Source organism: Aliiroseovarius sp. CAU 1755 (assembly GCF_054482655.1).
Genome location: NZ_JBTLRH010000002.1, coordinates 834,392 through 846,519 on the forward strand (window position 1 = coordinate 834,392; position 12,128 = coordinate 846,519).

The 12,128-nt window shown below is 59.5% G+C and carries 11 protein-coding genes; 2 read left to right on the forward strand and 9 right to left on the reverse strand.

What is annotated here, in order from left to right; all coding sequences use genetic code 11:
• Window positions 1–15 precede the first annotated feature (15 nt).
• Window positions 16–1,797: an SLC13 family permease gene (locus ACXYMP_RS11120; RefSeq protein WP_298569167.1), complete on the forward strand. Its 1,782-nt coding sequence runs from the start codon at window positions 16–18 to the stop codon at window positions 1,795–1,797.
• Window positions 1,798–1,812: 15 nt separating this feature from the next.
• On the opposite strand, the gene ACXYMP_RS11125 is transcribed toward ACXYMP_RS11120, so the two are convergent.
• The 5 genes from ACXYMP_RS11125 to mgtE all read right to left on the reverse strand — a co-directional run bounded on the left by ACXYMP_RS11125 (window position 1,813) and on the right by mgtE (window position 7,366).
• Window positions 1,813–3,591, reverse strand: a complete 1,779-nt coding sequence (locus tag ACXYMP_RS11125) for an SLC13 family permease (protein ID WP_458906308.1) — start codon at window positions 3,589–3,591, stop codon at window positions 1,813–1,815.
• 66 nt (window positions 3,592–3,657) lie between these two features.
• The gene (locus tag ACXYMP_RS11130; protein ID WP_298569161.1) at window positions 3,658–4,542 is read right to left on the reverse strand and encodes a DMT family transporter; all 885 of its coding nucleotides are present in this window, start codon (window positions 4,540–4,542) and stop codon (window positions 3,658–3,660) included.
• Entirely contained in the window at window positions 4,539–5,363 is an 825-nt protein-coding gene (locus ACXYMP_RS11135; RefSeq protein WP_458906310.1) for a TIGR00282 family metallophosphoesterase, read from the reverse strand. Before ACXYMP_RS11135 ends, ACXYMP_RS11130 begins: the two co-directional genes overlap by 4 nt.
• A 51-nt stretch (window positions 5,364–5,414) precedes the next feature.
• Window positions 5,415–5,984, reverse strand: coding sequence for a 5-formyltetrahydrofolate cyclo-ligase (locus ACXYMP_RS11140; RefSeq protein WP_298569155.1), 570 nt, complete (start codon window positions 5,982–5,984; stop codon window positions 5,415–5,417).
• Window positions 5,984–7,366, reverse strand: a complete 1,383-nt coding sequence (gene mgtE, locus ACXYMP_RS11145; protein WP_298569153.1) for a magnesium transporter — start codon at window positions 7,364–7,366, stop codon at window positions 5,984–5,986. The genes ACXYMP_RS11140 and mgtE overlap by 1 nt, the downstream gene beginning before the upstream one ends.
• A 128-nt stretch (window positions 7,367–7,494) precedes the next feature.
• Between mgtE and guaD the strand changes: the two genes are divergently transcribed.
• Entirely contained in the window at window positions 7,495–8,781 is a 1,287-nt protein-coding gene (guaD, locus tag ACXYMP_RS11150; RefSeq protein WP_458906311.1) for a guanine deaminase, read from the forward strand.
• Here the strand turns inward: guaD and ACXYMP_RS11155 are convergent.
• From ACXYMP_RS11155 to ACXYMP_RS11170, 4 genes are all read right to left on the reverse strand, one after another.
• The gene (locus ACXYMP_RS11155; protein WP_298569147.1) at window positions 8,771–9,082 is read right to left on the reverse strand and encodes a 5-aminolevulinate synthase; all 312 of its coding nucleotides are present in this window, start codon (window positions 9,080–9,082) and stop codon (window positions 8,771–8,773) included. The two genes, guaD and ACXYMP_RS11155, sit on opposite strands and share 11 nt — an antisense overlap.
• A 125-nt stretch (window positions 9,083–9,207) precedes the next feature.
• Window positions 9,208–10,539 carry an 8-oxoguanine deaminase gene (locus ACXYMP_RS11160; RefSeq protein WP_458906313.1) on the reverse strand — a complete coding sequence of 444 codons (1,332 nt, stop codon included), beginning with the start codon at window positions 10,537–10,539 and terminating at the stop codon, window positions 9,208–9,210.
• Window positions 10,540–10,660: 121 nt separating this feature from the next.
• Window positions 10,661–11,467, reverse strand: a complete 807-nt coding sequence (locus ACXYMP_RS11165; protein WP_458906315.1) for an inositol monophosphatase family protein — start codon at window positions 11,465–11,467, stop codon at window positions 10,661–10,663.
• A 58-nt stretch (window positions 11,468–11,525) separates the two neighbouring features.
• Complete coding sequence (locus ACXYMP_RS11170; protein WP_298569138.1) at window positions 11,526–11,894, reverse strand: helix-turn-helix domain-containing protein; 369 nt, start codon at window positions 11,892–11,894, stop codon at window positions 11,526–11,528.
• Between the last annotated feature and the right edge of the window lie 234 nt (window positions 11,895–12,128).

The following is a 12,128-nucleotide window of genomic DNA, read 5'->3' on the forward strand; positions in this document are numbered from 1 at the left end:
GGTAAGTCTTGAGCCATGACAACAGATCAAATCATCCTCTTTTCGCTTTTCGGTGCGGTGTTCGGCATGCTGCTGTGGGGCCGGTATCGCTATGACCTTGTGGCGTTCACCGCCCTTATGTTGGGGGTCGTATTAGGCGTCGTCCCGACCAAGGACGCGTTTTCCGGCTTTGGGCACCCTGCGACACTGATCGTGGCGCTTGTGCTGGTGGTGTCGGCGGGGCTGGTGCGATCTGGCGCTGTGTTCCTGATCACCCGCACGATGGTTGATGCCTCACGGTCACTTGGGGCGCATATCGCCCTTATGGGGGCCATAGGCGGCGTTCTGTCGGCTTTCATGAACAACGTGGCGGCCTTGGCCTTGTTGATGCCGGTGGACGTCCAAACCGCCCGCAAGGCTGGTCGAGAGCCTGGATTAAGCCTGATGCCCCTATCCTTTGCGACGATCCTTGGGGGTATGGTGACGCTGATCGGAACACCGCCCAACATCATCATCGCGTCCATTCGTGGCGAGGTGTTGGGCGAACCCTTTCATATGTTCGACTTTGCGCCGGTCGGCGGTGTGACCGCGATTGCCGGGCTGATTTTCGTCGCCCTGATCGGCTGGCGCCTGATCCCGCAGCCCGAAAGCACCGAAAACGGCTCGGACCCGATGGAGGAATTCGGCCTCTATGTCGCCGAATTGACCCTGCCCGAGGACTCGAAGCATATCGGCAAGCGACTGAAAGACCTGCTTGAAACGGCCGAGAAGAATGACGTCGCCATTCTTGGCCTCGTGCGGGGCGGGAAACGCCGTTATGGCACCCAGCACGCGACCAAGCTGCAAGCGGGGGATGCGTTGGTGCTGGAAGCCCGGCCCGAGGCGCTGGATGAATTTCGCGCAGCCCTAAGCCTGACATTCGCCGAAGCAGGCAACGAAGAAAAGCTGCGCGCAGAAGGCGACGGGCTGGCAAAGATCGAAATCGTGGTGCCGGAAAACGCGCGGATCGTCGGCAAAACGGCGCAATCCGTCGGCCTGAACTGGCGGCAACGGTCCGTCCTGCTTGGCATCTCGCGCGCGGGTAAACGGATCACCAAGCAAGTTCGTAAAACCGAAGTGCGCCCCGGCGACATCCTGCTTGTGCTTGTGCCTCAGGGGTCCGAGGCCGATGTTACCGAATGGCTGGGCGGCCTGCCCTTGGCCGAACGCGGGTTGAAGGTAACGCGAGACGAAAAAGTCTGGCTCGCCATCGGCTTGTTTGGCGGTGCAGTTGCCGCGGCAAGTTTCGGCCTTGTTTACCTGCCTGTCGCATTGGGCCTTGTCGTCGTTGGTTATGTTCTGACCAAGGTCGTGCCCCTGTCCGAGCTGTATACCCACATTGAATGGCCGGTCGTTGTGCTTCTGGGGTCGATGATCCCACTGGGCGCAGCCCTTCAGACTTCGGGCGGGACCGAGTTGATTGCAGGCGCGTTGGTCGGCCTGACCCAAGGTCTGCCAGCATGGGCGGTTCTGACCGTTCTGATGATCGTGACCATGACCTTGTCGGACGTTCTGAACAACACCGCCACCACCATCGTCGCAGCCCCCGTCGGCATCCAGATGGCGCAGACTCTTGGGAAGAACCCCGATCCTTTCCTGATGGCTGTCGCTGTCGCGGCAAGCTGTGCGTTCCTGACCCCCATTGGGCATAAGAACAACACGCTGATCCTTGGCCCGGGAGGATACCGGTTCGGGGATTACTGGCGCATGGGCCTGCCGCTTGAGGTTCTGGTGGTCGCCGTTTCGATCCCAGCCATTCTGGTGTTCTGGCCGCTGTGATCCGCACCGATTGACCTAGAGCGGCCAGATGAATGGGATCAGCGCCGAGGCAAGAAGCCCAACCGACAGGTTCAGCGGAATACCCACCTTCAGGAAATCCGAAAACTTGTAGCCCCCCGGACCATAGACCAGCGTGTTGGTCTGATACCCGATGGGCGTGGCGAAACTGGCCGACGCTGCCACCATCACAGCCACCACCAAGGGACGCGGGTCCAACCCCAAAGCGTTGGCAAGGCCGATGGCTATTGGCGTCACCACCACGGCAACCGCGTTGTTTGACACAAGCTCGGTCAGGATCGAGGTCAGCAAATAGATCGCCCAGACGATCAGGAACGGCGGCAGCTTGCCCAACACGGGCGCTGCACCTTCGGCAATCAGCCGCACAGCGCCCGAGTTCTCTAGCCCTGCGCCAATGGCCAACATCGAAAAGATCAGGACCAGCAGCCGGCCATCAACCGACCCAAAAGCCTCGTCGGCGTCAATGCATCGGGTCAGCAGGACCACCGCCACGGCAAGAATTGCCAACAGAAAGATCGGTGCGACGCCAAACCCCGCCAATGCCACCAACCCGAACAGGGCCGCGATGGCAATCGGCGCGTGGCCCCGGCGGTATTCCCGCCCCGAGGGTTTGGAGACATCCAACAGGTTCATGTCCTGTGCAAGTCGGTGAATATCCTCGGGCGCGCCTTCCAGAAGCAAGGTGTCGCCAACCCGAACCACAAGGTCATCCAACTGACGCCCGATATTCTGGTTCTTGCGGTGAACCGCCAAGGGATAAACACCATACCGGCGGCGCAGACGCATCCGGCCCAGTTGCTTGCCCACCATGCCGCAATCGGGCGTGATCAGCACCTCGACCGTGGTGGTTTCGACCGCTGACACCTGATCCACGCGTTTCAGGCTTTTGTCGCGCTGCAGGCTCAAAAGCTCGGTCACGGCCGTGCGCAGAACCACGCGGTCGCCGACCTGCAAGGTGACACCGCCCAGATCGCGCCGAAGCGAGGCATCGCCGCGGACCACATCGACCAGCCGCACACCTTCGCGCTTGAACAATTGCACGCCATTGACCTCGCGCCCGATCAAGTTGCTTTCAGGCGGAACGACGGCTTCGGTGAAGAATTTTTTCCGCGACCGGTCCGACAGCAGCGACGCCATGCTGTCGCGGTCAGGCAGGATCTTCGGGGCGATGAAATAGAGGTAGAACATCCCCCATGCCACAAGTGCGATGCCCAAAGGCGTCACCTCGAAAATCGTAAACGCCTCAAGCCCATTGGCACGCGCCACACCATCGACCAGCAAATTGGTTGATGTGCCGATCAAGGTCAGTGTGCCACCAAGGATGGCGCCATAACTGAGTGGGATCAAAAGCTTTGACGGCGATGTGCCGATCTTCTTGGCCAGTTGCACGAAGACCGGGATCATCACGACGACGACCGGTGTGTTGGACACCACCGCAGACGAGATCACGACAAACCCCATCAGGGCCGACAGGGCGACGAGCGGACTTTTCTCGGCTTTCCTTTCGGCAATCTGGGTGAACCATTGCAGCGCACCTGTGCGCACCAACCCCCCCATCACGATGAACATTGCCGCAATGGTCCAGGGCGCAGGGTTCGACAACACCGCAAGGCCTTGCTGATAATCCAGAACGCCGGTGAGCAACATGAAAGCTACCCCACCGATGGCCACGACCTCGGTTGGATAGGTTTCACGCACGAACATGATGAACATTCCGACAACAATCAGCAGTGAAAGAACCGCCTGTGTCGTGTCGCCAAACTCGAAAAGCCCCATCTATGGCCCCTGTTTTGTTCTATGGATCAGTTTTGCCTGCAGTCGGCACGCGGGGCAAGCGTGGTTTTAGTCCAGAAAGGCACGAGGCTGCACCAAGAAGAGCCCCAGGAACATCGCGCCCAGCGCGCCCCAGACCCAACCTGTATAGCTTTCACCCAGCAAGACCATCGCCCAGACCACCCCTGATCCGGTGACAAGATAGCTGACTTGCGCTGCAAAGCTGGCGCCGGCGCGACCAACGAGCCACACATATCCCGAATAAACAAATGCATGAATGACCGAGCTTAGCACAATCAAGCTCTTGGCAGGCGACCAGTCCCCGAACGGGCTGACCCACCCGCCCGCTGCCTGTGCCAGCCCGGCAGACAGAACCACACCAATCGCAGAGGCCCCCAGCAATGTCTGGATTGGATCAAGCCCTGCGGTCCCAAACCGCGCGACCACATTTCCTTCAAGCGCATAAAGCAGGGGGGCGATCAAGGCGATCAGCACCCAGACCGCGGACCCCACTGGCAAGGCCGCTTGCGGCCCGGCAAGAAGCGCGACACCTGACATGCCGGCCAGCAGACCCAGAAAGCGCGAAAGCTCAAACCTCTCCGACCCTAGCGCCAACGCAATGGGGAAAGCGAACATTGGAACCGCCGCTATGATGATCGCCATGATGCCCGCTGGCAAATGGGCGATGGCAAAATAACTTGCCGTATTGGGCAGCAGCGTGCCGCCCAGCGCGATGAACAGATACAGCGGCAAATGCGTCCACCCGATCGGCAACCCCTTGCCGCGAACACGGGTCAGAACGCCCAGCACAACCACGCAAATGGCCATCTGCCAAAAGATTACACCAAATGGATGATGACCCGCTTCGATGATCGGCTTGGCCAAAACGCCGGTCAGCCCCCACCCAGCCCCGAGAAGTGCCAGAAACCCGATCAACCCGGCGTGGGTTGTCATGCGCCGTCCAGCGGCGTCGATTGCGCCAGCCGGCCGCCAACGCGGACCATCTGGATGTGTGTGGCTTTGCCTGAACGGTCGTCGGTTTCAACGAACAGACCCGACAATGTGGCTTCGCCCGTGGCAGGCGTGAAGCGTCCCTTCGACATGCCGGTGATGAAACGGCGCATCGGTTCTTCTTTTTGCATACCAATCACGCTGTCATAATCACCGCACATGCCGGCATCGGTCAGAAACGCTGTGCCTTTCGGCAGGATCTGCGCGTCACTTGTCGGCACATGGGTGTGCGTGCCGACCACGACGCTGGCGCGCCCATCACACCAATGGCCCATCGCCATTTTTTCGGACGTGGCTTCGCAGTGGACATCTACCAGCGTGGCTTGCACAGCGCCCCCAAGCGGGTGGCGTTTCAAAACCGCATCCACCGCCGAGAATGGGTCATCGAAGGGGCGCTTCATGAACACTTGCCCCAGCACCTGCGTTACCAGAATTTTGCGCCCGCGCGCATCGCTGAACACCCGCGCCCCTGTGCCGGGGCTTTCCTTGGCAAAGTTGAGCGGTCGGATGATGCGCGGTTCCTGTTCGCTGAAGGTCAGCATCTCTCGCTGATCAAAAGCATGGTCGCCAAGCGTGATAACGTCTGCACCCGCCTCCAGAAATGTGCGCGCGTGCGCAGCGGTCAGCCCCGCACCGCCAGTCGCGTTTTCGCCGTTCACCACAACGAAATCGAGCTTCCATTCCGCGCGCAACGTCTTGAGTTGCTCGGTCACCGCGCGTCGGCCCGCGCGCCCCATGATGTCGCCTAGAAAAAGTATCCTCATGGCTCAAGCCCTAGGACGGAAAGGCGAAAAGGGCAAGCCAAAGCGTTTGGTTCAAACCCAATGCACACCATCGTCGGTGACAATCGCATCCAGCAATTGATCCGTTGGCTCAAGCGGAACCGCCGCGACCTCTTGCGCACTGTAGGCATATCCGATGGCCAGCGTCGGGCGTTTGGCGCGCAACCGCTCTAACGTGCGATCGTAAAATCCGCCACCATACCCCAGACGCCCCCCTTTGCGGTCAAACGCCAGCAATGGCACGATCAGCACTTCGGGTTCAATGAACGTGAGCTTTGCGGGAATATCAGCGCCAAAACTGCCCTTGGTCATCTCACAATCCGGTGTCCAGCGGGCAAAGCGCAACGGCAATCCCACCTTGCCGATCACAGGAACACAGACAGGACCATGGGCGGCCATCGCGGCCATCACCGGAACCGGGGTAATTTCCGTGCGTATCGGCATATAGCCGGATAGGACCTTGCCCTTGTGATCTGCGACCACCGACAGAAGGTGCGATACGCCGCGGGTCGAGCGTGCTTCGCTCTGCGCCTCTTTCCGGCGGGCGAACGCTGCTTTGCGCGCTTCCACCTTGATCGCGGTCAGATCATCTTTTTCGGTCATTACAAAAGCATCATTGCTGCCAACCCCAAAAACGCGAAGAACCCCACAACATCCGTGACGGTGGTCACAAACGCCCCCGAGGCCAGCGCGGGGTCGATATTCAAGCGGTCCAACACAACCGGGATCATAACGCCTGCAAGCCCGGCCACGACCATGGTCACGACCATCGCAATCGCGATCACGACACCCAGCAAGGGCGTCGAGAACCAGACAATACCGACGATGCCCATCACCACAGCAAAGACGATCCCATTGATCAGCCCAACAATGGCTTCGCGCCGGATCACCCGCCAAACGTTGGCCGAGGTCAGGTCTTTCGTGGCAAGAGATCGCACCGCCACGGTCAGTGACTGCGTGCCAGCATTGCCCCCCATCGAGGCAACGATCGGCATCAGGACCGCCAGCGCCACAAACTGGGCAATCACGTCTTCAAACTGGGCGATGACCAGCGACGCAAGGATCGCGGTCATCAGGTTCACAGCCAGCCATGGAAACCGGCGTTTGGTCGTATCGACCACCCGGTCAGACAAGCGGCTTTCACCAACACCCGCCAGACGCATGATGTCTTCTTCATGCTCCTCGTCCAAAATGACCATGGCGTCGTCGATCGTGATGACACCGACAAGCCGATCATCTTCGTCCACGACGGGTGCCGAAATCAGGTGGTACTGGTTGAAGGCATAGGCAACCTCGCCTTCGTCCTGCAACACAGGGATCACGCGGAAGCTATCCTCTGCAATCTCGGTCAGCTTCACACCCCGTGCGCTGCCCATCAAGCGACCCAAAGTCACATAGCCGGTTGGGCGCATACGCGGATCGACAAGAATGACGTGATAGAATTGCTCTGGCAGGTCATCCTGATTGCGCAGAAAATCAATGGTTTGCCCGACATTCCAATGCTCCGGGGCGACGACCAGCTCGCGCTGCATCAAGCGTCCGGCACTTTCCTCGGGGTACGACAGCGACTGCTCGACGACGACCCGGTCATCTTGGTCCAGTGCCCCAAGCACCGCTTCGGCCTGTGGCTCGTCCAAATCTTCGATCAGGTCGACGACATCATCGGTTTCCAGTTCACGGACCGCTTCGGCCAGCACCTCCGGGGACATTGCGCCGACGACATCTTCGCGCAGGCTTTCGTCCAGTTCCGATAGAATCTCGCCGTCGAGTTCGCGACCATAAAGGCGCACCAACGCGACCCGGTCCTCTTGCCCGAGCTGTTCAAGAAGGTCGGCGATGTCAGCCGCGTGCATCGGCTCAAGTGCGGCAATCAAGGCCGCTGCGTCACCTGCTTCTAGAGCCGCCAGAATGGGGCGGACGGTCTTTACGTTAAGTTCATAGTCCCCGTCTTCGGGCGCATCATCGCTATAGTGATCGTCCAGCATCGCGGCGCCCTCCCTGATCTGTAGCGTGAACATATGACAAGCGGTGCGCCAATGGAACCGCAAGAAAGGCGTTGCGTCACCAAAACCACCCTCATAGGCTGATCGGTGGCGTATCAGCGAGGTTAGACATGGACCTGCTTCTGGGACAGACGATTATCTATACGGCGGACCCGTTCAAGGAAGATCTGGCCGATTGTGTATCACATGAACGCCATGGCGCCGTTGCGATTGAGGGCGGTAAAATCACGGATGTCGGGACAGCCGAGCGGCTGCGTGCGGAATACCCACAGGCGACCGTGACCGACTATGGCGCTGCGCTGATTTCGCCCGGATTTGTCGACACGCATGTGCACTATCCACAAACCGCTATCATCGCGTCGTGGGGCAAGCGACTGATCGATTGGCTGAATACATATACCTTTCCCGAAGAATGCCGGTTCAGTGATGGCACATATGCGACTCAGGTGGCTGAAACCTATTTCGACCTTGTGACCGCCACGGGCACCACGACCACGGTCAGCTATTGCACCATTCACCCCGAAAGCGTTGACGCCTATTTCACGGCCGCACGAAAGCGCGGACTAAGAGTGCTTGGTGGCAAGACCTGCATGGACCGCAACGCCCCTGACGACCTGCGCGACACGGCCCAAAGCGCCTATGACGACAGCAAGGCTCTGTCGGCGCGTTGGCATGGGCAGGACCGGCTGTCGTATGTGATCACGCCGCGCTTTGCTCCCACCTCGACCCCAGAGCAGCTTGAAGCGCTCGGGGCATTGTGGGCCGAACAACCAGACCTTCTGATGCAGACCCATATCAGCGAACAACATGAGGAAATTGCGTGGGTCGCAGACCTGTTTCCCGATGCCACCGATTACCTTGATGTATACGAACGCTTCGGATTGGTTGGTCCCGGTGCACTTCTGGGCCATGCCATCCACCTGACCGACCGCGAACGAGACCGAATTCGCGAGGTGGACGCGAGCCTGATCCACTGCCCCACCTCGAACATGTTCATCGGGTCCGGCGTGTTTGACATGCACGGTTTGATGGAACAGGGCCACCGGATTGGATTGGCGACAGACACCGGAGGCGGGTCATCCTTTTCAATGCTGCGCACGATGGCTGCGGCCTATGAGGTTGGGCAACTGAACGGCCATCCCATCCACCCGGCACAGTTATGGTGGCTGGCGACCGAAGGGTCGGCACGCGCCCTGCGGCTGGAAGACCGAATAGGCACGCTTGCCCCTGGATCCGAGGCAGATTTTGCCGTAATCGACCTTGCCTCGACACCCGCCATCGCCCAGCGCGCCGCGCACGCCGAAGACATATGGCAGGAGGTTTTCCCGACCATCATGATGGGCGACGACCGCGCCGTGAAGGCGGTCTGGGCAAATGGCGCATGCCTTAGAAGCTGACCAGGGCGATCCCGACCAATACGAACACCGCGCCCGCCATTTCCTGCCGTGTCAATCCTTCGCCAATGGCGAAGGAATAGCACAACACCAATACGGTCTCGGTTGCGATGATGGCAACATAGGCCAAAGCCAGATTGACCTGTCGTAACAGGAATACTTCTGCCGCGATTGTGCCAACAAGGACCGCGACCAAAAGAACTGCCGGTAGATACGCAAAGTTTAGCGAATACTGTTTAATCAAAACGGTCGAAATGCTGTAACCAAGTGCCGCTGCCAAAGCTAAAAATGTTTTGTCACTCATTACCGAAAGCATGGAATCCCATCCTTTCCGCGGATAATCCCGCTTATATCGTGATTAAAATAAGCGCGCATTATAGCATGGTTTGCGCCGGTCTCCAAAAAGGAAGTGCCGTCAGGCTATGTGGATCACCCCTGCAGACCCGCCGCCAGCCGGTTCTGAACCTCAATGACGCGCGGCAAATCGATCGTTGTGATCTGCCCGTCACGCACCACCTGCCGCCCCTCGACAAACAGGTCGCGCACGCGCCGAGGCCCGGCCAAAACCAAAGCCGCCGGATCCCAACTGCCAGCACTTTCCAGTTTCGAGACATCCCAAATCGCTATGTCAGCCCGTTTGCCCACCGCGATTTGCCCACAATCGGCACGCCCCAACACGTCGGCCCCGCCACGGGTGGCAATACGCAACGCTTCGCGGGCGCTCATCTTGTCGGCCCCTTGCGCAACGCGCTGTAACAGCATCATCTGGCGGGCCTCGTCCATCAGATTGCCAAGGTCGTTCGAGGCCGAGCCATCAACCCCCAGCCCCACTTTCACACCCGCATCCCGCATCTGGCGCACCGGGGCGATGCCTGACCCAAGTCGGCAATTTGAACAAGGACAGTGCGCCACACCAGTGCGCGTGTGGGCGAACAGGTCAATCTCGGTGCTGTCCAGCTTCACGCAATGGGCATGCCACACATCATCACCGACCCACCCCAATTCTTCTGCATATTGTCCGGGGCGGCACCCGAACTGCGCCTTGCTGTAAGCTATGTCTTCGTCGTTCTCCGCGAGGTGAGTGTGCAGCATGACCCCCTTGTCGCGCGCCAAAATGGCGGCGTCCCGCATCAGATCGCGACTGACCGAGAAGGGCGAACATGGGGCGACACCAACCCGCACCATCGCCCCATCGGCAGGGTCGTGAAAGGCATCAATCACGCGGATGCAATCCTTGAGGATGGCGGCCTCCGCCTCCACCAGACTGTCAGGCGGAAGGCCGCCTTTGCTTTCGCCGATGGACATGGCGCCCCGCGTCGGATGAAACCGAAGTCCGATCTCGCGCGCACCATCGATCGTATCATCAAGCCGTGCGCCGTTGGGATAAAGGTATAGGTGGTCGGAGCTCATGGTGCAGCCTGACAAGGCAAGCTCTGCCAAGCCGGCAAGGGTGGACACCCGCATTTCATCCGGTCCAAAGCGTGACCAGATCGGGTAAAGCGTTTGCAGCCAGCCAAACAGCAGCGCATCCTGCCCACCCGGCACAGCGCGCGTAAGGGTTTGATAAAGATGGTGGTGCGTGTTGACCAAGCCCGGCGTGACCACGGCGCTGGCTGCGTTGACAACCTCGCCTGTGGTTTGCAGACCTTCACCAATTTCCGATATCTGGCCGCCCGTGATGCGAATGTCAGCCGCCGACAGCTCTCGCCCGTCGTCGTCCATTGTCAAAATCGTCTTAGCGTTGCGAATGAGGTATTCCATGCTGTCTCCTACGACCCATTTCGGAGACACACACCCGGCGGCGACAGAAAGGGCAAAGGACTCGCGCGCAACTCCAGCTTGCCATGAACCGGGCCGGTCGCTCAAGTCTTTGCTGCGCGGCTCAGGCGTCCGACAGCACAGCCAGCGCGGCGGCGTGCACTTGCGCATTGGCCGCAGCGACAATGCGGCCACCAAGGTGAGCAGGACCACCCTGCCAATCCGTGACGATCCCACCCGCCGCTTCAATCACCGCCATTGGTCCCTGGATGTCGTAAGCTTGCAGACCGGCCTCGACCACAAGGTCGATATGGCCAGACGCCACCAGCCCGTAGGCATAGCAGTCCAGACCGTAGCGAGTCAGCTTGACCTGCCTGGACAGGGCCTGAAAGGCGCGCCCTTCCGCCTTGGTGCCAACTTCCGGGAATGTGGTGAACAGGATGGCCTCGGACAGATCGCGGGGGCCGCGGGTCTTCAAAACCCTTTTCCCATGCGGCCCGACAACCTGCGCCAAACCGAACCCACCAAGAAAGCGTTCGCCAATATAGGGTTGGTCAATGATGCCCAACTGCGGGCCGTTGGCGTCACCGACCGCAATCAGCACACCCCATGTCGGTGTGCCTGACAAAAAGGCGCGGGTACCGTCGATCGGATCCAGAACCCAGGTTAACCCGCTATCGCCCGCTTGCGCGCCGAATTCTTCACCCAAGAACCCATCTTGCGGACGCAACTTGGCAAGCACGTCTCGCATGGCTTTCTCGGCCGCGCGGTCGCCTTCTGTGACCGGGTCAAACCCCTCGGACAGCTTGTTGTCTGCCGTCAATCCCTCGGCGCGGAAGAAGGGCATCACCGCATCGCGCGCGGCATCGGCCAAAGCCTCTGCCACGTGGCACAATTCGTTTTTGGTGTCTTGATCCAGATCGGTCAGCATCGCCCCTCCGCACGCTTTGTATCAGCGCGGTATCAGGGGGACGCAGGCAGCGTCAAGCTCAGGCGACGTCTGACAGGACGCGCGCAAGTTCAAACAGACGGCGGCGTTGGTTGTCGGGAATAGCATAATAGCTGCGAACAAGTTCCAAAGCTTCTTTGTCGGCCAGAATATCACCGGGCACCGTGCTGTCTGCTTCAATCGCCGCGGAACTTTCAAGGCCTTCGAAGAAGAAGCTGACCGGCACCGACAGTGCAGCCGCGATATCCCAAAGACGAGACGCGGAAACGCGATTCATGCCAGTTTCGTATTTCTGGATCTGTTGAAACTTGATCCCGACTTTTTCAGCCAGTTGCTGTTGCGTCATTCCGACCATCCAACGACGATGGCGGACGCGCTTTCCAACATGGACATCTACAGGATGTTTCATAGAACAGCTCCTCGTTAAAAGATTGTATCACGCAACCAGAGATAACGTGATCGGGGGACACCTCAACCTGTCTTTTTGGACATCCGGAGAAGTCGGCAGGAAAAGGTTTGAATTCAATGCCCTAAGGCGGCAAGCCTGTGAAAACGGCCTCACCACCACAGCGAAAGTGTGTCCCCAGTCTTTACACGCAAAAGCTGTTTAGCAAATTGCTTTGCATTTTGCAACGATTCTGAG